22 protein-coding genes are annotated in these 20,053 nt (G+C 35.1%); 12 read left to right on the top strand and 10 right to left on the bottom strand.

Annotated elements, in window-relative coordinates; translation table 11 throughout:
- Positions 1–506: 506 nt before the first annotated feature.
- The 3 genes from HGC4_RS12565 to HGC4_RS12575 are packed head-to-tail and all read left to right on the top strand — an operon-like array spanning position 507 to position 2,881.
- Positions 507–1,310, top strand: a complete 804-nt coding sequence (locus tag HGC4_RS12565) for a hypothetical protein (RefSeq protein ID WP_157258276.1) — start codon at positions 507–509, stop codon at positions 1,308–1,310.
- A 13-nt stretch (positions 1,311–1,323) separates the two neighbouring features.
- Positions 1,324–2,082, top strand: a complete 759-nt coding sequence (locus tag HGC4_RS12570; RefSeq protein WP_050710489.1) for a hypothetical protein — start codon at positions 1,324–1,326, stop codon at positions 2,080–2,082.
- Positions 2,083–2,110: 28 nt separating this feature from the next.
- Positions 2,111–2,881 carry a hypothetical protein gene (locus tag HGC4_RS12575; protein WP_050710490.1) on the top strand — a complete coding sequence of 257 codons (771 nt, stop codon included), beginning with the start codon at positions 2,111–2,113 and terminating at the stop codon, positions 2,879–2,881.
- Positions 2,882–2,969: 88 nt separating this feature from the next.
- Here the strand turns inward: HGC4_RS12575 and HGC4_RS12580 are convergent, their stop codons facing one another.
- Both HGC4_RS12580 and HGC4_RS12585 read right to left on the bottom strand, forming a co-directional pair.
- Entirely contained in the window at positions 2,970–3,647 is a 678-nt protein-coding gene (locus HGC4_RS12580) for a DUF2461 domain-containing protein (protein ID WP_050710491.1), read from the bottom strand.
- Positions 3,648–3,692: 45 nt separating this feature from the next.
- Complete coding sequence (locus HGC4_RS12585; RefSeq protein ID WP_050710492.1) at positions 3,693–4,148, bottom strand: surface-adhesin E family protein; 456 nt, start codon at positions 4,146–4,148, stop codon at positions 3,693–3,695.
- A 124-nt stretch (positions 4,149–4,272) separates the two neighbouring features.
- Between HGC4_RS12585 and HGC4_RS12590 the strand changes: the two genes are divergently transcribed.
- The 4 genes from HGC4_RS12590 to HGC4_RS12605 all read left to right on the top strand — a co-directional run bounded on the left by HGC4_RS12590 (position 4,273) and on the right by HGC4_RS12605 (position 7,637).
- Positions 4,273–4,848 carry an LOG family protein gene (locus tag HGC4_RS12590; RefSeq protein ID WP_050710493.1) on the top strand — a complete coding sequence of 192 codons (576 nt, stop codon included), beginning with the start codon at positions 4,273–4,275 and terminating at the stop codon, positions 4,846–4,848.
- 841 nt (positions 4,849–5,689) lie between these two features.
- Complete coding sequence (locus HGC4_RS12595; protein WP_050710494.1) at positions 5,690–6,028, top strand: hypothetical protein; 339 nt, start codon at positions 5,690–5,692, stop codon at positions 6,026–6,028.
- 195 nt (positions 6,029–6,223) lie between these two features.
- Positions 6,224–7,045 (top strand): hypothetical protein, encoded by an 822-nt coding sequence (locus tag HGC4_RS12600; RefSeq protein ID WP_050710495.1) that lies wholly within the window; start codon positions 6,224–6,226, stop codon positions 7,043–7,045.
- The gene (locus HGC4_RS12605) at positions 7,011–7,637 is read left to right on the top strand and encodes a P-loop NTPase family protein (RefSeq protein WP_050710496.1); all 627 of its coding nucleotides are present in this window, start codon (positions 7,011–7,013) and stop codon (positions 7,635–7,637) included. Before HGC4_RS12600 ends, HGC4_RS12605 begins: the two co-directional genes overlap by 35 nt.
- Positions 7,638–7,697: 60 nt before the next feature.
- On the opposite strand, the gene HGC4_RS12610 is transcribed toward HGC4_RS12605, so the two are convergent.
- Positions 7,698–8,480, bottom strand: a complete 783-nt coding sequence (locus tag HGC4_RS12610) for a hypothetical protein (RefSeq protein WP_157258278.1) — start codon at positions 8,478–8,480, stop codon at positions 7,698–7,700.
- 262 nt (positions 8,481–8,742) lie between these two features.
- Complete coding sequence (locus tag HGC4_RS12615) at positions 8,743–8,928, bottom strand: hypothetical protein (RefSeq protein ID WP_050710498.1); 186 nt, start codon at positions 8,926–8,928, stop codon at positions 8,743–8,745.
- A gap of 230 nt (positions 8,929–9,158) precedes the next feature.
- Here HGC4_RS12615 and HGC4_RS12620 point away from each other — a divergent pair, with 230 nt between their 5' ends.
- The 3 genes from HGC4_RS12620 (at position 9,159) to HGC4_RS12635 (ending at position 11,425) form a co-directional block, all read left to right on the top strand.
- Positions 9,159–10,022, top strand: a complete 864-nt coding sequence (locus HGC4_RS12620; protein ID WP_199327684.1) for a GNAT family N-acetyltransferase — start codon at positions 9,159–9,161, stop codon at positions 10,020–10,022.
- 324 nt (positions 10,023–10,346) lie between these two features.
- Positions 10,347–10,760, top strand: a complete 414-nt coding sequence (locus tag HGC4_RS12625) for a hypothetical protein (RefSeq protein ID WP_050710499.1) — start codon at positions 10,347–10,349, stop codon at positions 10,758–10,760.
- A gap of 254 nt (positions 10,761–11,014) precedes the next feature.
- Positions 11,015–11,425, top strand: a complete 411-nt coding sequence (locus tag HGC4_RS12635) for a group III truncated hemoglobin (protein ID WP_199327686.1) — start codon at positions 11,015–11,017, stop codon at positions 11,423–11,425.
- An 89-nt stretch (positions 11,426–11,514) separates the two neighbouring features.
- On the opposite strand, the gene HGC4_RS12640 is transcribed toward HGC4_RS12635, so the two are convergent.
- Positions 11,515–11,823 carry a hypothetical protein gene (locus HGC4_RS12640; RefSeq protein ID WP_050710501.1) on the bottom strand — a complete coding sequence of 103 codons (309 nt, stop codon included), beginning with the start codon at positions 11,821–11,823 and terminating at the stop codon, positions 11,515–11,517.
- A gap of 567 nt (positions 11,824–12,390) precedes the next feature.
- Between HGC4_RS12640 and HGC4_RS12645 the strand changes: the two genes are divergently transcribed.
- Both HGC4_RS12645 and HGC4_RS12650 read left to right on the top strand, forming a co-directional pair.
- Complete coding sequence (locus HGC4_RS12645; protein WP_050710502.1) at positions 12,391–14,598, top strand: peptidase domain-containing ABC transporter; 2,208 nt, start codon at positions 12,391–12,393, stop codon at positions 14,596–14,598.
- Between the two features lie 10 nt (positions 14,599–14,608).
- Entirely contained in the window at positions 14,609–15,919 is a 1,311-nt protein-coding gene (locus HGC4_RS12650) for an HlyD family secretion protein (protein ID WP_050710503.1), read from the top strand.
- A 282-nt stretch (positions 15,920–16,201) separates the two neighbouring features.
- Here the strand turns inward: HGC4_RS12650 and HGC4_RS12655 are convergent, their stop codons facing one another.
- The 5 genes from HGC4_RS12655 to HGC4_RS12675 are packed head-to-tail and all read right to left on the bottom strand — an operon-like array spanning position 16,202 to position 20,031.
- Positions 16,202–16,591: a hypothetical protein gene (locus tag HGC4_RS12655; RefSeq protein WP_050710504.1), complete on the bottom strand. Its 390-nt coding sequence runs from the start codon at positions 16,589–16,591 to the stop codon at positions 16,202–16,204.
- 8 nt (positions 16,592–16,599) lie between these two features.
- Positions 16,600–17,781, bottom strand: a complete 1,182-nt coding sequence (locus tag HGC4_RS12660; protein ID WP_050710505.1) for a hypothetical protein — start codon at positions 17,779–17,781, stop codon at positions 16,600–16,602.
- The gene (gene tssD, locus HGC4_RS12665; RefSeq protein ID WP_050710506.1) at positions 17,781–18,209 is read right to left on the bottom strand and encodes a type VI secretion system tube protein TssD; all 429 of its coding nucleotides are present in this window, start codon (positions 18,207–18,209) and stop codon (positions 17,781–17,783) included. The genes HGC4_RS12660 and tssD (HGC4_RS12665) overlap by 1 nt, the downstream gene beginning before the upstream one ends.
- An 11-nt stretch (positions 18,210–18,220) precedes the next feature.
- Positions 18,221–18,646: a type VI secretion system tube protein TssD gene (gene tssD, locus HGC4_RS12670; protein WP_050710507.1), complete on the bottom strand. Its 426-nt coding sequence runs from the start codon at positions 18,644–18,646 to the stop codon at positions 18,221–18,223.
- Positions 18,647–18,705: 59 nt separating this feature from the next.
- Entirely contained in the window at positions 18,706–20,031 is a 1,326-nt protein-coding gene (locus HGC4_RS12675; protein WP_050710508.1) for a tetratricopeptide repeat protein, read from the bottom strand.
- Positions 20,032–20,053: the final 22 nt, after the last annotated feature.

Here is a 20,053-nt window from a genome sequence, read left to right on the forward strand (position 1 = left end):
ATATGATTTTAATACATATCTTTGTGCCAGTAAATAAATGTTTATAAACGATTTATGCAGACTCTTACGGCACACTTAACTATCAAATCAGCATCATTATTTGTTGATAATAAGCTTAATTTTAACGATTTAAGTTTGGATAAGTGCGTTGAAATATTAGAGAGAGAGAGAGAGAGAGAGAGAGAGAGAGAGAGAGAGTAATACAACTTCACGCTCATTAAAATATTCTCCTTTTCTAGTTTTTTATAGGGTTTGTCGACCCTTTTTTAATAAGTGTTTAAAAATCACTTATTCTTCAAGTGCAATATATTCCCCTTATAAATATATTCTTAGTTTGATTGGTAAGAACTATTGTTGTGCAATAGATCCTTTTTGTTGTCGTTTGGATCGTGCACAAATACACAACTTACCTAGAGGCAAACTATGTCCAGCAGTGGGGTGTAGTGATTATACTCCGCTGTTTTTTCACACTAATAAATGAACAATTAACTAATAAGACCTAGAGAATGAGAAAAATGATTTTATCACTTCTGATACTTGCTATATCTATTTCGCTGTATAGTCAGGTAGGTATCAATACTCGGACACCTTTTTCCAAAAGTGTGTTTCATATAGATGCAAAAGGAAATAATACTTCCGAATACACCGTTACTACAGCCCAACAGCTTGATGATGTTCTGATTGATATGTCAGGAGCTTTGGGCTTGGGGGTAGTTTCTCCCACGGCAAAACTGCATATTTTTACCACAGGTTCAACAACAAAGCCTATTCGTATTGCCGATGGATCGGAAGGTGTGAACAAATATCTTTTTTCGGATGTTGACGGGCGAGCTACATGGAAGGATAAACCTGTACCCAATGGCGTAGTTTATTACAGCAGATCGCCAAAAACATACGCCAAAAATGTATATACCGAATTGCCTGCTGAGGTGAATGCTCCCGGCTATAAACGTATTACTATTCCAAGAGCAGGTAACTATGTTTTTACATTGCGTTGGTGGGGTTCTATAAGTGGCTTGCCGATTGGTACCAAACTTATGTCGGCAGCAACCATACAATTGCGAAAAGTAACCGGTACGTTTGAATCTGTAGTCGACGAAACTACTAATTATGTTGCAGCAACAGGAACAAATTATTCACGTTTTTCATTCACCATGAGTCTTTTTGCTTCCAATTTAGCCGCGGGAGATGTATTGTATCTCGCTATCAAGCCTATTGACGGATATGCATGGGCTACAGGCTTGGGCTTATCGGGGAGTCAATTAACCAATACAATCTATTATCCGAGTATAATGGTTTATAATATCTGAAAAAATTATAGGAATGAAGAAATATATAGTTCTATGGGGATTACTTTTCCCTTCATTATTCGTTTGTTTTGCACAAGTGTCTATCAATACACAAAACTCTCAAGGTATATTTTACATTGATGCAGCGGCAGATAATACAACCACCTCGGTCAATCGTTTTAAGAATGATGTAGTGGTAGACGAGGCAGGCTCACTTATATTGGGACAGTCTACACAGCCCACAGTAGGAAAGGCTAAACTCGATATAACTTCCGATACGCCATATGGAGCTTTTAAGATGGTAGATGGAGGCGAAGGCGATGGTATGGTACTATTGGGTGATGCCTCGGGATATGCAAAATGGGGTATGCTAAAAGGTAGTGGGGGATACAAACTCAGGGTTACAGCCCCTACAGGTGCTATGGCATCTCAAACGGCTTATACTCTTTCTCTTAGTAGTGGACTCAATTATATTCCGATAAGTGTAGCAGGAAGTTATATTATAATGATTCGTATGACGGCAACTTACAGAGTTACAAGTGGAACCGGGGGGAGAGCATCGGGTTATTTTATAGTTTATAAGAACACAATTAATGCTTCAACTTTAGGAGAGGATTCTACCGAAAATTATTTTGCAGGTATCAGTGGTCAGAAATTCACAGTCTATACCTTCCTTAAGGTTCTGAATGCTTCGGCAGGTGACAAACTTTATCTGGTAATAAAGCCTCAGACTGCTAATAATCAATGGACTCTCGATACTGCTCTGACTACAGTATTCTTTTATCGTGTCTGAATATGTGTTTATTAATTCGTGAAATAATATGAAACGTATACTATTTTTATTTTTATTAATTTCATCCGTAGCCTTTGTATCTGCACAAATAGGCATAAATACCGAAACTCCATTGGGGATATTTCATGTAGATGCATTGCGTAATAATAGTGCAAGCCCTACTGCGGCTCAGATAGCAGACGATGTGGTGATAACAACAGCCGGTAATATTGGCTTGGGAACTCTTACTCCTTCCGTTAAAGTAGAGATTGGAGATATTTCTAATATTTATAGCCCTTTACGTATAGAAGATAATTCGACGTTTGCAGCTAAGGTATTAGAATCTGTAACGGCTGATGGCACAGCTATGTGGACGGAGCAACCGGCGTCTTATGCAAAAGCTTATAGAGCCAGTACATTTGGGCAGGTATTTCCTTTTGATGGTTTTACTGTGCTCGCACTTAATGAGAATATGGTTATACCTCAAAATGGAAAATATTTGGTTACCCTCCGATGGTGGGGATATAATAGAGTTGATGCGATAGGCGATAATATTTTGAGTGGCTATATATATGTAAGAAAGAAGGGTACTACTGCTTATCTTGACCAAATAGAATATTATTTGGTAGGAACCAAAGGAGATGTAATTACTTTTACCACCTCTTTGTATTTAGGTGATAGAGTGGCGGGCGAGATTATGGAGATATTGGTAAGACCCGTAATTGGAGCCGGAGGTGCTGCTACACCAATTCAATGGCAGCTTATGTCTACCACCTCTAATGCGCATCTTATGCCACAGGTTATTTTGTATTCAATCTGATACACTGAGAAATATAAGCATTATTAAGCCTTGACTTTTAGAAGATAAAAGTCAAGGCTTAAATTTTATTTTTAGAGCTTAGAAGAGATCATATTTCTTCAAAAGCAAAATTTGCAGCACGATTCAATATTTGATTAAATTCTAAGTTTTTTTTGAATTCTGTTAAACAATTCTCCAGAAGATTTTCGCTCAAAAGGAAATCATTTGACACAAATTTCATAAGAGAGTAGTTTTTAAGCTTTAAATATTCAGCATGTTTATAATCCTGAGGGAAATCTTTAGGAACTTTCTTTAGTTTCGAGCTTTCGTCTAATTCAAAACCTTTAGCATGTTTAATGGCTTTTATAAAAGCGTCTCCATTATCTAGAATCTCTTCCCTTATACTTTGTAATACCTTTGGCTCGGGATTGTGTATACCGGTAGCCAAAAGATGTCCTCCAATGTAATTAGATTCGGGAGCTTCCACATGAAAATAATATCCAGCCAATCCCGATTTCTTACCGTTCGGGCAAATATAAGCAGCCATATGTGTTTTGTAAGGCTCTTTATTTGGCGAAAAACGTACATCCCTATATATGCGGAAGGTGCAATCTTTAGCAGTCAGATTTTTGATTGAAGAATCAAATTTCGAAATACCTTCAATCAGTTTTTCGGCAAAGGCATTAAACTCCTTTTCCATGTCTTTATATAAAGCTTTGTTTGCTGTGAACCAGTCTCTGTTATTATTCTCTTTCAGTTGAGAGAGAAATTCTATTATATTTTTCATGCAGCTAAATTAATTGTTTAGTCTCAATTCTCTAATACTCCGAATTTATATGTTCTGATCGCAGATGTAAAACAGTACGAAGTCTCCCACTGTTTCGCTATCTACTAATAACCAAGGCGATTTTTCTTCTTTCGATTTAGTTGCTATAATGAGTTTGTTATCTGCCGTGTAATCTTTCACCTCTAATATTTTGAATCGTTTGTGCGTACAATCATATAAACCATAGGTAATGGAGTAGCTAAAATTGTCCCACTTCTTGATCTTTTTGTCAGCATTCTTTTTGAAGACCCTTTTTATTTTGTCAACATAAGCTTTTTTGCTTTCAGACGTCATATATACCGTTTTGATGGTTGCATAGATACTCCCGTCTACCATTTTTACATTGGTAGAATCTATATAATATTCCAAATTTTCGGTAACTGCCAGATCTTTCCATCCATTTTGTCCCCATGCCAATATCGGAGCCAATACAGCAACGATTAAAATCAATACTTGTCTCATATGCGAAGTTTCTTTAATTCAGTTTTTAAATACTCTTAATAAATTTGTAACAGATATGTCTTCTGTTTGTAACTATAAACGGCAAAAAACGTTTTATATTTGTAGTAACAAATTAAACAAAAAAATGAAAAGAATAGCAGTTTATTGTGGTTCGAGTTCAGGTTCGAACGATATTTTTAAGATAAAAGCCGAAACTTTAGGGAAAGCCCTAGCCAAAAACAACGTAGAATTGGTATATGGTGGAGCTAAAGTAGGGTTGATGGGTGCAGTTGCCGATGGAGCACTCAACAATGGTGGTAAAGCTATTGGTGTACTACCGCACTTTCTGGCAGAAAAAGAATTGGAACACAAATCGCTCACCGAAATTCACTTAGTGGATACGATGCACGAACGTAAATTCAAGATGGCAGACTTGTCAGATGGTTTTATCGCACTTCCCGGTGGTTTTGGAACAATGGAAGAGCTGTTTGAAGTATTAACATGGGCTCAACTATCGTTACATAAAAAACCGGTGGCATTGCTTAATGTAAATGGATATTACGATGCCTTGTTAGAATTTATTAAGGTAATGAGTCGTGATGGTTTCTTGAAAGAAGAATATCTCGATCTATTGATTGTAAGTAATGATATTGATGATTTGTTGCTTCAAATGAAAACTTATGTTCCTTTGAAGAACGAAAAATGGTTTGTTTCTAAATAAAACCAATCTGCTTCATTATTAGGTAATTGTTTAGTCTGTCCCTTAGGATAGGCTTTTTTTATTTAAAAGAAAATGTCCAATAGAGAGATGTAACTAATATGAGAAGACTTATTAGAATCAAAACTATATGAATGATTCTAACTTCTTTTATATTATAACCTATTATTGAAATTATTATCTGAATACAGAGTGTAGGTAGTAAAATAAAAAAGAAACCCATACTTCCGACTGTTTCATCGGACTTTATTATAAACAATAAACAGATTATGATATTGAGAATAATGAAGGCACCGTATAATTGGTTGCAATACTTCAGTATTTTATTTAGCATTGTAAATAATATATTTTAGTCGGATTTGAGATTGTTATTTTCTCTTTTAAGTGAATCCCAAAGATACTTATTGGCGATGAGTATTGCTTAGCACTATTTGTTAAAATAAATTTTTTCCTTATCTTGCGAGCTCAAACTTTATAAAAACGACAGAGAGAATGAAAAAATCAATTTTCCGATTTTAGAACAAAGTATAATGCAACTATCTTTTATGTGGTAACTGCTGTTAGAAATAGCTATATATCGAATCTATATAAAATTACACTCAATTAATATCAGCTTTCTAATCTACACCTAGTTAACAGTCAAGGCTATCCTTTAGGGGGTAGCCTTTCTTTTTTTACACTTAATTAAGAAGATTCAGTCGGGGGAATAACTTCTTTGTACCTATTAAAATGGGCTTTTTTATCTATACAATAGGAGAAGAGAAGATGACTAGTCGTAATAATCTGAATAAGATTTCTTCTTCTGAGATAGCCACAATGTATTAATAACTAAATTTTTACAATTATGTTAGGAGTGAATTTTCAAAATGTACTTTTTAATGTTAGAGATGCCGATACTTTCGAAATTATTGATGAGGATTTTACCGTAATGTTATATCCTATAGATGAATCTACGTATCGAACAATAAAATGTGGAACATCTATTTTGTCTAATATCCCCGTGAAAGATGGTTTTGTTACTATTGTTTTCCCGAATGAAGGACAAGTTTCAGCCTTAAGATATGATCCTGGAAGTCTTACCGGAAATTATATTGTATTTGAGGGATACTATGATGAAGCATCGGGTATTACTACAAAGTATATGCCTTGGGAAGTAAATCTTTTTATAAAGAAGTTGTCTTAAACTAATAATTAGATTTCTCATTATAAATCAATCAGCAAGCTTGCCTCACTTTGTGGTAGGCTTGCTTTGTTTGTCACTGGTTATACCTTGTTTATTAATAATATTTATAGTCTTCTAGGATATGGAAAAGTACCAGTATTTATCTATAAGTCTGAATACATAACAAGAGGTCTAAGACCTTTCTAAAATTGATATATGGATAAAGGATTTATTAAACTTAACCGGAAGTTTTTCTCTCATAAAATGTGGGAAGCAGCCCGTACGTTTTCAGAGTGCGAAGCGTGGATCGACTTGATACAGTCGGCACGATTTGAGGCAACTGAGCAAATTGAGCGTATCGGAGGTAGAGAAATTTGTTTTGGAAGAGGGCAGTATCCCGCATCAAATCGCTATCTGGCTCGAAAATGGGGTTGGGGTGAGCAGAAAGTAAAAACATTTTTAGGCAAACTGAAAATAGAACGAATGATTAAAGTAGATACCTCTCAAGGTATGAATGTTATAACACTCTGTAAATATAATAGTTATAATGGTACAACCCAACGTGATAACTCCGATGATAATTCATCTATTGATTTGCTATTTAAAGAGTTGAGAGACTTGAAAACCCAGCTTGAAGCCCAGCAAATGACTCAGGCACAACTCACGGATAACCCAAACTTAAAGAAAGAAAAGAAAGAGGAAGAAAGAAATACTAATTCCCCCTATAATCCCCCAAAGGGATATGAGAAGTTTAATTTCGATTTTCTGGATTTGGGGTTCAAGGAAAGTTTCTTTGTCTGGCTCAGTTACAAGACAAGCAAAGGGCAGAAGTACAAAAGCCAAAGATCGATAGAGTTGTGCTATAAACAGTTGAAAGTAAAAGCGAGAGAGAACTCCAGGATGGCAACTCTCATTATTGAGCAGTCTATGGCTAGTAATTGGAATGGTTTATTTGAATTAAAAGAACACAAAAATGCAGAGAGTAATCAAACTAAAGGCACTAATGGGAAGAGAGCGGATTATTCAATCGGCATGTAAATTGTCTGATTATGAGATTATACAACGGAAGAAGAAGTTCTTGCGGATAGCAAGAACTGTCATTCCCGAATTTGTGATTGATAGTTCGAATAGGGGAGTCGTAACCAATCTATTCAACTACTTCAATGGTATTGAAGGGAAGTATAGCCTCGACAAAGGTCTGTGGATTTATGGGGATATAGGTACTGGAAAAAGTTCTCTGATGCAGATATTTTCGGAATATATGAAACTCGAGTTTAATGGTTTTAAGCTGCATATATGCAATGGTATAGCTAATGCTTATAGCGTATCGGGCGATTTGGATTTATATACCTACAATCAGCATGGATACATTGGTAAACCTGTTTGGATGTGTTTTGATGAATTGGGGAGAGAAGCCGTCCCAGCCAATCATTTTGGGACTAAGTTGAATGTAATGCAGCACATTCTACATATCCGATATTCGTTGTGGCAGTCTTCACGATTAAAGACTTTTGTAACAACTAATTGTGATCCTTTTCAGATTGAATCGTTGTACGGTGATTTTATTCGTGATCGTATTCGCGAGATGTTCAATGTTATTTTAGTAGAAGGTAATTCGAGAAGGCAATGAGAGAAAAAAAGCAGAAAAAACGAAGTCTTTCTGCTTTGTATTATAATTTATATGATGTGTTTAATATAAATCGTCTCTGTATGGTTCTGGATCTACCTCAGGTAAATCAGGTCTAGGGAAATTTCTATCTCGTGGCAGTGATGCTGATTTAGCTAAAAGCTCTTCTGGTGACATTAACTTCGATTTAGAAATGAAATATTCGATTCTATTATTTATGTATTTCCTGAATTCATAACTAAAATAATCAAGCATTTCGGGAGTTAAGTCTTTGGGGTTTTTGGGGAATTTTACATCTTTAAGGTGATATAGGAAATCTCCACCTTCGTTATTATATCCCATCAGCTTGGCTTCTGAGGTATTATAAGCATAATACGAAATAGTACTGTATAAGTAAAGCGTTTTTAGTTTCTTACATACACCGCTGGCTTTGGCCGATACTGCAGAGTTATATCCGAAGGCGGCATTCATATTTTTCACAAAAATGATAATGTCATATTCATCAGTTTTGGTATCAGCCCATCTACTGAGTTTTTTACCTACGCCACTCTCAAAAATGCCTTTTTTTGCTGTTTTCAACGAATCGGGTAATTCGCATATACTTACCTCATATTCGGGTGTAAGGTAGGCTTTCAGACTCTTTTCTATATATTGTGAAAGAGCAATATCAAGCGGTAGTGGCTTTGTGTTGTTTTCGAAGATTGTGACACCTATATATTGATATATGGTGGAAGTATCTGCCATGAGAACTACTCCGATTTTTTTAGTCTGAGCTGTTGAATGGAATGTACAAATGGATAACAAAGCTATTACTAAAAAGTAATTAAAAAAGCCTTTATGTTTCATCAGATTTGCAGAGATGTTATTATTTAAGTGCCAAAAATAATAATAAAAATCAGTCTCTTTTCTTAGATATAGTTAAACTATTGTCTATGCTGTATAATAAATTTAGCGTGGCTTGATCTTTCAAATGGCGTTTGATTCTCTTTTTAATAGAATTTTGTGTGCTTGGAGATACTTATTTCTTTTTAATAAGTAGAATATCTTTTGCCATATTATCTATTTATAAATAAGTACACAGATGGCTCCTTTCTGTTGAATGTCTATTTTAGTCTTTCATTTTCTGATATAGGATGGAAATGCGGTCATCTATTTCTTTTTCAATACGTAGAGCCTCGTTTCTGAAATCTTCATCACTGAGCGATTCAACATTATTGATGAGGTCTTCCGACTGCATTCGTAATTGGATAATTTCTTTGTCTTTGTTTATATTTTCTAGGTCTTTTCTGGTCACGATCTTTTTATTTAAATAAGTCAATTAGATGGAAACAAGTCCAAACATAAGTAATAATCCAAAATTAGTGAATTTTGATTGTATTACCCTTACATAATGATATTAAAAAAAGCAGCCACAAAGTTTCTTATCTTCTATTGAGTATTACAGTGAATTTATAATTGAAAGCTCTCCGATAAATATTTTATTTTCGCTGAGATTTATTTTTATCTTTGAAAATCGGGCATAGAATGTATAACTTCAAAAAAGATATTTCGCACATGAAAGTTTTAGGTAAAGAACAATATAATAAGTTATCAGAACCATTAAAGTCAGTTACTACAAATAATCTCTTTGCTCGCTCTGTGGTGGAGAAGATGGTTGACGGAGAAGTTTATGTTGATGATATAGACAGTCCTACGACCTTCTTTATATTGCATCCATACGGAATGTCGTTGCTCTTTGGTGATCCAACTAATGCCGAATTTAATGAGGCGTTTAAGAAGTATGCTTTAAATGAAAATGGCAATAGGCATCGTGTGGAATGGATGCAGGTATTTCCTTCGGATTGGGATGCTGTTCTGGGTGATTTGTTGCACGATAATCTAGTCGAAGCGGCTTATAGGCATACTTCCTCAGATACGATAGAGTTAAATGTGAGAGTGAATTTTAAATTCAATAAAGAAAAATATTTAAGTGCTAAACGTGAAAATAATTTGCTTGATCCTAAGATTAGTATTGTGAGAACGGATCAGGATATTTTTGAAGCCATGAAGGGAACGGTTGTACCTCTTCATTTTTGGAATAATGCGGATGAGTTCATAAATAAAGGAGTTGCCTTCAGCTTGTTTTATGATGGCAAACTAGCGTCTACCGCCTTCTCTTGTTATGTGCATGATGATAAATTAGAATTGGGTATAGAAACTTATGAAGAGTTTAAAGGTAAAGGGTTGGCACATAAAGTATGTTCGACACTTATAGACTATTGTCTGGAAAATGGATATGAACCTGTTTGGGCTTGCCGAAAAGACAATGTTGGTTCGTATCAATTGGCTCAAAGATTAGGATTCGAAAATTCAAAAGAGATATCCTATTATAGAATGGGTTTTGTTTAACAGCACTTGTTGCAGAGCCGAAAAAAAGAGATGTAATTGATCTAAAATCAATAGTAAGAATATACTTGTTTCAGGAGACGAAAGCTTGGATAGATTATTAAATCTCTCGAGGCTTTTTTGTAAGTTGTGAGATATCAGATGCTTTTGTCCGAAATGTTATAAAAAGTGAGGAAAGCCTAAAACTGAAACTTATTATAAAGTCTGATTGTTTATAGTTTATATCGATAAGTGAAACGTTGTAAGCTTAAAGGTGTAAAATGAATATGTGCAGATTGCCGAATAGGCATATTCATAAAATGATCGGCTTTACTTAATAATTACTTTATGAAGAAAATATTGTTTTTAAGTTTATTTATCGTTGCAGCAGCTGCTATCGGATTCAGTTCTTGTAGCGACGACGATGACGATGATCCTAGCTTTTTAGGAGCTAATGTAACAGTAAAGGTGACCAATGCGTTAGGTATTGTTCAGTCTGGCAAAACGGTTTATATGTATAAGGATACTCCCGTAACGGAAGCAACCGTACCTGGTGATGCTAAGAAAATGGCTATAACAGATGATAATGGAATTGCCAAGTTCAGTTTGAATCTTACGGAATTGAATGTTCTTGAATCTCAAACCAATCTTTATTTTGCTGTATTTTATACTCTTGGAGATAAAACAGCTGTTGCAGGTACTGAGGGTATTACAATAAAAAGAAATGAATCTAAGGAACTGGAAATCAAAATTCCTTTATAATAAAAATACTATTTTTGATATAAATGTAAGCCTCTCAGTAAATGGGGGGCTTTACTTATAGTAATAATCAATCTATTATTCATTTTAGATCTATTCCTCATAAAGATCAGAATACAAGAGAGATGGCAAAGAGAATAAAGTCATTGGAGAAACCAAGACCGTATCTTCTTACAATCGCGGAGATGGGTTGTATCTTTTTATTATCTTTGAAAATGATGATACTGATTGTATTTGGTACACGTAAATAATTAGATATGGAGAGAGAGATAAAACCGATAAAAGATATTGAGAATTTAGAGGACATAAAAAAAATGGTCAACACGTTTTATGCCAAAGTGCGTAAGGATGAATTGTTGGGACCTATATTTAATGAAAGAATAGGTGATCATTGGGATGAACATTTGTCGAAACTACATTCTTTTTGGCAAAGTATTTTGTTGAATGAAAGAACATATACGGGGCACCCTTTTCCGCCACATGCGCAGCTACCAATCGATAAGGAACATTTCGATCGTTGGTTGTCTCTTTTTACGGAGACGGTCGACAGACTTTTTGCGGGAGATATTGCTGACGAAGCCAAATCGAGAGCTTATAAGATTGCAGATGTGTTTCAAGGCAAGTTGGAATATATTCATAGAAGATCGGGTAATGATCCTCATAAATAAAAGTAGATTATAAATAAGTATATATAATAAAAGCCTTTTCATACGAAAAGGCTTTTATGTTTTATTAGAATAGTGTAGTTTTAAATCTTTTAATCAATCTCTCCGTTGAATTTCCATTTCTTCTCGCTTTGGTCAAAGGCAATAGAAAAAATGGTGGCAGATGGTAAGCGTAGGTACGGAAATTGAGCATTCAAAGCCAGTCGCGCACCTTCAATATTTGCGACATAAAAATTCCAGTCAAGTATTTTGCAATAATCATCATTCACTCTATCCATATTAAGCCCACGGATGGCTTCGTTGATATCATCAATAGTTGTTCTAATACCCGATTTATCTCGCTTCTCAGTTAATTCATTATACTTTTCCATATAATGCTTAGAAAGTTCTTCAAAGTCCATATGTGATAATTTTAGAGATTATTATGCACTAAATGTACAAATTAATTTTTTATTACTGCTATAATATTTCGTGTATTTAAAGCTTATTTACTCTCATAATGAATGGGGTAGGGTTGTCTGAGTACTGTTCCACAGCTAGTGAAAAACTGTTCTGTTTTAGCCTCATATTGTATTTAGATTAAGAACTCTGAGGTCATATGCAATAGAAAGCAAGCTCTTTTCATTTGTCCTTATTTAAGGAAGTATAAGAAAATTATAGAATCTGTTCTTAAAAATAAAAAAACAGATGAAAATTTTATAGCTTTACACTTGTCTATATAAGAAAGTAAAAAACTAATTCCGAAACTGAATAATTTAAATCTAAAAAGAGAAAAGCAACAAACTAAAAGTGCGATAAATACGCTATTAACCAGTTATATTTGTTTGGCAAAGAATCGTCTTTTCGATAAAAAGGGTATACATTTACTAATTGTATATGATTCTATTACTGGGTATTATAGCTGTGAAATTGCCAGAGCAAAGAACAATAATCTTAATATATCAAATATCCCAAAAGCTAAATAATAGATGAAAGTTTTTCCCAATTACAAACAACTGGATGCGATGGATTGCGGTCCTACGTGTTTGCGAATGATAGCCAAGTACTATGGAAGGTCTTATAGCATTCAAAATCTGAGGGAAAAGGCTTTTATCACACGGGAGGGTGTGTCTATGCTTGGTATCAGTGATGCTGCCGAAAGTATAGGTTTTCATACAAATGGTGTTCAAATAACCTTTGAACAATTAGCCGAGGAAGCTCCACTTCCTTGTATTCTTCATTGGAATCAAAATCACTTTGTAGTCTGTTATGGAGTCAAAAAGAGACGAAAGGGTGAGTATGAAATAAAGATATCAGATCCTGCTGGAGAAAAATATGTTCTAAATAAAGAACAGTTCTTGAAATGTTGGATAAGTACTAAATCCGAAGGAGAGGATATGGGTACTGCACTCTTACTCGAACCGACTCCCGATTTTTATACTTCTGATTTGGAGGGCGAAGAATCAAAAAAGAGTTTCAGATATTTTTTTCGTTATCTTAGACCATATCGGTCGCAGGTAATTCAGTTAATTATTGGTTTAGTTGTAAGTAGTGCTTTAGCTTTAATATTACCATTTCTTACACAAGCGGTTGTTGACCAGGGAATCGGAAATAATAATCTGAGTTTTATAACACTAATTCTTATTGCACAGTTAGTACTGTTTGTAACGCAATTAGTTGTTGAATTTATACGGAATTGGATTACTCTTCATGTAAATACACGGATAAGTATTGCATTGATTTCCGATTTTCTGTCAAAGTTGATGAAGTTACCACTACGTTTCTTCGATTCGAAAAATATCGGAGATATTATGCAACGTATCGGAGATAACGAACGAATTAAATCGTTTCTCACAGGGTCAACATTAACTACACTGTTCTCGTTTGCCAACTTTATCGTTTTCGCCATAATTTTGGCTTATTATAATCTTACCATTTTAGGAGTATTTGTTTTAGGTAACACTTTATATATTTTATGGATACTTCTCTTCCTTAAATACCGCCGAAAACTTGATATGAGTCGCTTTGCGCAGGCTTCGGCAGAGCAAAGTAATCTGGTGCAAATGGTTACGGGTATGCAGGAAATCAAGCTTAACAATTGCGAAAAACAGCAACGGTGGAAGTGGGAACGTATACAAGTGAAACTTTTTAAGATTAGTGTAAAGGGGCTGGCATTAGGTCAGTACCAACAATTAGGATCGATATTCTTTAGTCAGACTACTTCTTTGTTTATATCATTTATAGCAGCAAGAGCAGTGCTTGAAGGAGATATAACGCTTGGTATGATGATGTCTATCAGCTATATTCTAGGGCAATTATCGGGTCCGATAAGTCAGGTAATAGGTTTTGTACAAGCAGCTCAGGATGCCAAAATTAGTTTGGAGCGATTAAATGAAATACATAGTCGTGAAGATGAAGAGCAAACGATTGATTCTAAAATTAACGAGATACCTTCTTCTAAAACTTTAAGTGTAGAGGATATTTATTTCAGTTACGATGGTGCGGATAGAAATTATGTGCTAGATGGTATTAGCTTGGTAATTCCTGAAAATAAGATAACGGCTATTGTAGGATCTAGCGGAAGTGGAAAAACAACTCTAATAAAGCTTTTATTAGCTTTTTATAAACCCAATAAAGGAGACATCAAAATAGATGACATTTCTGTTGATGACATAAACCCTCACCTATGGCGGCAAAAGTCGGGAGCAGTTATGCAGGATGGTTTTATATTTTCCGACACTATTGCTAACAATATAGCAGTAGGAGAGGATATTGTGGATAAAAAACGACTTTTGGAAGCTGTTCAGATAGCCAATATAAAAGATTTTATAGAATCGCTTCCTTTGAAATACAATACTAAGATAGGTATGGAGGGCAATGGTATGAGTCAAGGGCAGAGACAGCGTCTTTTAATAGCCCGTGCAGTATATAAGAACCCCGATTTTTTGTTCTTTGATGAGGCAACCAATGCTCTGGATGCTAATAATGAAAGGCTTATATTAGATAATCTTAATGCCTTTTATAAAGGCAAGACAGTAATAATAGTAGCTCATCGTTTAAGTACCGTTCAGAATGCCGATAATATTGTGGTAATGGACAAAGGTAGGATTATAGAAGAAGGTACACATAAAGATTTGACTGATAAAAAAGGTGCGTATTATACCCTAGTTAAAAATCAACTAGAGTTGGGCTCTTAATAACTTGTATATGCAGGAAGACGAAAAAAAAATAGAACTAAGAAGTGAAGAATTTCAGGAGGTACTAGGTAGTGTTCCCCCTTGGATATTGCGTAGAGGAATTACTGTTATAGCAACTATTGTACTTATTCTACTTATAGGCAGTGCTATATTTAAATACCCTGATACTGTTGTCACCTCTATGGTGCTGACGGGTACTACACCTCAGGCAGCAATAGTAGCCAAGACATCGGGCAAGCTGAAGGAGTTGAATATCAAAGATGAACAAATTGTAAAAGCTGGAGATTATCTCGCTGTCATAGAAAATCCTGCAAAAACAGAAGATGTATTAAGGCTTAAGGATTATTTATTTCGTTTGAATGCTAATCTAGACAGTGTAATAATGCCTAGCCTTCCTAAAGACCTGAATCTGGGTAATATGCAATCCTTGTATTCGTCTTTCTATATAACTTCATTCGAGTATCAGGAATTTAAGCGTTTAAACTATTATGTGCAGAAGATAGATTTCATGCGATCGAGAATAACCCAGTATCAAGATTATTATAAGCAATTGATTCATCAAAAGAATATTATAGATGAACAAATGAAGCTAGCCAGAAATCAGTATTCAAGAGATTCTATACTGAATAAAAGAGGTGTAATCTCTCAAGAAGATCTCGAAGCTACAAAGAATAAATATTTACAAGGTTATCTCTCTCTTGAAACCATGAATGGAACTTTGCAGAGTACAGAGATTGAAATCGCACGGATGCAAGAAAGCTTGTTGGATACGGAATATCAATATATCGACAAAAAAAATACGCTAGAAGCTCAATTAAAAACTTATATGGCTCAACTATTGACCGAGATTCAGTCATGGGAACAAACCTATGTGTTTGTTGCACCAATAGATGGTAAGGTCACATTTACAAGCTACTGGACAGATAATCAGAATGTAGTAGTCGGCAAAAATGTATTTAATGTTATTCCCGATAAATCGGGCAAATTAATAGGAAAAGCTTCTATGGAGATGACACGTTCGGGGAAAGTAAAGCCTGGTCAAAGCGTTAATATCCGTTTTGCCAGCTTTCCGGATAGCGAGTTTGGTTTGGTTAAAGGCTTTGTCAAAAGTATATCGATTGTTCCCTCTTTGAATGCCGAAGACAAGAACAATTATGTTGTTGAGATAGACTTACCTGATGGTTTGAAAACTACTTATAAGAAAGAATTACCATATCTGCCCGAAATGTCAGCCCAAGCAGATATAATAACCGAAGATATGTCATTATTAGAACGTTTCTTTATGCCTTTACGAAAAATATGGAAGGAAGGAATGGAGTGATAATTGAGTAGGGCTCAATTTAAATTGCTTTCGAATATTAAGTTTCGAGTTTGTGATTATATTGATCAAAATAAAAAAGCACTTGCTATCAGCAGGTGTTTTTTTGCTATCAATAGGGATGACACGATTCGAACGTGCCCCCCCCCCCCTAGATGTGCTAGAGGTTGTTGATAATCAATGTGTTGTGTTTTCATATTGAAAATGCTAAAGAATTTGTAAATGTTGATTTTCAATTTAATGAGCAGTCCACTTATCTTACAAAGGTAGTAATAATAAACTTTTTCAGGGGAGATTGAGGGGTATTACAGGTAATTCAACCCATCCTTCGACTGGAGCTTCTGTTATTGAGTCGGGTACACGAATATCGGTTATCAAGCATCGGTCTGGGTCATTAGGCAGAACTTTGATAAATAATCTTTTTCCAACATCATTGTGTGAATAACTGGTGCTAACTGCATAGCCTGTGTAAGATTGATCTTGAAAAATATACTCGTAATCAATTCTTAGCCCCCCTCTAGCTCCTTGCACTTTATATACCGTGGCTATCGTATACCTCCCTTCTCTTTCTACAGTGTCGCTTCTATAAGTAAATATTAAGCCGATTGTCAGAATAATACCAAAAAGCAAGAACAAGCTTTTTTTATTTGCTTTCTTAGTTGAAACATTAGTCATTGACAAATCTATTTTGTAATATTAATTGAATCTTGTTGAATTTGCTTATTTATTTCTGATGAAAATTTATAATTTGCTAAACTGTGGGTGGCATCTATAGTAAAATATAAAATATTAACCTGCCAATTTCCACCGCTAGGCATAGCACTTCTTATAATGCTATTTTGCTTACCGAAATAAAACGCAGTGCCTACATCAATTGCTACTGTGCCTAAGCCTTTATTAAGGCCAGCGATATACACTTTATCTTTCCTTTCAGACGCTGGACGCCACTCTATCACACCGCCCACTAAAGCCCCTGTTAATGGAACACCTAAAACTGCATCACCTCCTACAGCGACATAGTTTACTTCTCGCCATCCATTAGCCCAAGCTTGTGACCCCCAACTTAAACCTGCTTTCAAACCCCACATGCTAGTATTTAGCTTTAAAGCAGTCCTAAGTCCTGCACTTAAAGCATACACTCCCCCTGCCTCTACAGCACCTACAGCAAAAGGAGCACCTACCATTCCATATGCCATCCCTTCAACGGCTTGTGATGCAGTAGGGTCGGCATTTTTCCAGTTATCGTATGCCTTTTGATAATTTCTCTGTTTTTGCTCATAATCAGTTAGTCCCTGTGTAATATAAGCGGTCGGTGAAGAAGAAGTTATGTTGAATTGTTTTATATATGCTTGAGCCTGTTCTGTATTTCTCAAATCTACAGGAATAATGCTTAGAGTGATTGGTTTGTTTTTATCTAAACAACTTATCAATCTTTCATATTGCGCTAAAAGATTGTCAAGGTCATTTTTTAGATGTGGGTCTTTTATGATCTTGATAGTATAGTCTAATTTTATTTTCCGATTCAGTTCTTCTGCTTTAAGTCTAAAGGCTGTCTTTATACGCCCTTCCTGTATGCTTTGTGAATATTCCTTGTTTCTGATGTTTATATTTTGGTTATTAGGCTTAATAGCATCATTAACAGTGATAATCTGTTCATGATATTTATTAGCTGTTCTCATTTTATATTGGGTATAACGATTCAGGTCATTGTCTGAGGGAATAGTCTCAACAACTACTTCTGTTAGTACAAACGCAACAATACCATCGGGATATTCTACGAACCCATTGTATTTTTCGTTCTTATGTACTATCATCATATATTCCTTAAAGGAAATGACAGGATAGTTTTTTTCTTTGTTGCTCATTACACCCAAAAGTTTTCATGTTCTACATCATTAACAAGTAATCTTTCAGGGGATAAAATCAGATTGGTTTGAAGTCCACCAGATAAATTTACTTCACGGGTAAAATTAACACAAGCTGCATTAAAAAATTGTATCCTTAATGGGGAGCTGCTAACTTGATTCTTAAATACTACTTCTCCGTCTTTTCTCTGTGCCGGTTTGATAATCCAGTCATAAATACTTTCGGGTACAGTTTGTGTAAGACCTATCATTAACTGACCGCCTCTGGTTTCGGCTTGTGGCTCTCCTTTGTGGTCTGTGGTTTGAGTGAAACCTATTTTGAATTGTTCTACTTCGTATTCTTTTTGATCTACAATTAAGTGCACAGTTACACCAGCTTCAACTAGCGGGAAGGTGAAAAATTTGCTTACGGTATCTTTGATATTCATGTTGCGTGTATTTATTTATTAAGCCATCTGCTTTCGAAAACAGTGCTTCCGATCATTATTTTCTTAGCACTTATTACTAAAGAGGTTTTAATGTACGCACTTCCTGTTTGCATATAGGTAATTTCCATAGATATACAAGCGGCATCGGTAAACAGAATCTTTTCGAGAGGGGTGCCGCCATCGTCACTGAATACAATCATTCCGCTTTCGTATTTACGGGGATTGAGTGCCCATTGAATAATGGATTTACTGGGTAGGGTGGAAAGCTCCAGTTCGACAATACCGCCTTCGGCTTTTGATTGTACCTGCCCTTTTCCGTCTATTCCCTTTGCAAAGGTATAGCTGCATTTTGCCAGTTCTGTTGAATTTTCGAAAAGCTTGCTTGCATCAATACTTTCAAGAGAGCCTATTCTTAAATGTGTTTTGTGTGTAAACATTGTGTTTATTTTTAGTGTGAATTATAATGTTTTAAATCGGGGGCTCCTATCCTGAGTAGTTAGTCGTCTTCCAGCATTGATTTTATTTCATCTTCTATCTGGGTGTGTTTTTCGCTCATTGAAAGTAACATGCCTTCAAGAATGTCGTATTTTTCTGTACAAGCTAGTATTTCGGCCTTGCCCTTTTTATGCTCTCTCCAAAGGAGCAAGACAAAAGCCAGCACAATACAAATAACAATAACTCCAAGTAGAATAAGAAAAAATACATCAGATTTAAGAATTTGAGCTTCTTTGTCTTTCTGTTTTATATAGAAACTTTTATCAGCCCCCAGCAATGCTGGAGTGTTTGTTTCGCTACTGATTTGCTCTTTAGTTGCTATCTCCAGATCCCTATATTTCAAGGCTGTTTTATAGTCGCCCGTTTGTCGGTAGTAATAAGCTAAAGTCCCGTACATTTCTTTAAGAGTATTAGATTTGGGAGCTACTTCAGTGAGGCTAGAGGTTACCAAAACTGTATATTGTTTGGCTGATTTCATGTCTCCTTTATTGTTGTAAATATTTAGTAAATAAAGATATATTTTGGGGGTTTCAGATTGGCTTATCTCATCCGGAACATCTATAGACAAAGCAGCCTTATAGTATTCAATCGCCTTATCATATTCACCTTTGTCATTAAAAGTTACACCCAAGTTTTTTAAAGAATGAAATTCGTATATTTTGTTTTCAGTTTCTCTGGCAGATGATAAACACATGTCGAAATACAAATAAGCGCTATCTAACTGATTCGAAACTTCATATGCTCGACCTACATTTGTCAGTATTTTTAGTTTTCGAACATCAGCCTTATCCATTTTATCATAATATGACAATGCCTTTCGGTAATTGACCGCAGCACTATCGTAAACTTCTTGTTGATAGTAAATATATCCTATATTGTTAAAACTCTTACTTGTTAAAAGGCTGGTGTCATATTTGCCTGAAGTGGCGTTGGCAGCACTCATATAGGATTCTAAAGCTTTTGGGTAATCACCGCTATTATCATGTAATTGTGCAGCATAATAGTTGACAATAGAGGTGAAGTCTGAATTTCCTTTGGTATTAAAATATTGCTGAGCTTCGAAAATTACAGTGTCTTCATCACTACTTTGCTTGGTTTCATATTTAGCGCCTACATTAATTGCTATATATTGCATATAACTTTCTTTATCCATATTTTCTGGATGGTTAATGGTACTGAGTAAATCTAGAGCATTGTTGGGTTCTCCTTCAATTAGATGACTACAAGCTTTATCCAAGACCCCACTGTCCTTGAGACAAGAATAAATTAACAATATTAAAATAATGAAGAGTAGTAATGGGTACTTAGATAGTTTGAATAGTTTCATAAGAAAATATTTAATGTGTCAA

Origin of the sequence: Dysgonomonas sp. HGC4 (genome assembly GCF_001261715.1) — a bacterium.
Lineage (GTDB): Bacteria > Bacteroidota > Bacteroidia > Bacteroidales > Dysgonomonadaceae > Dysgonomonas_A.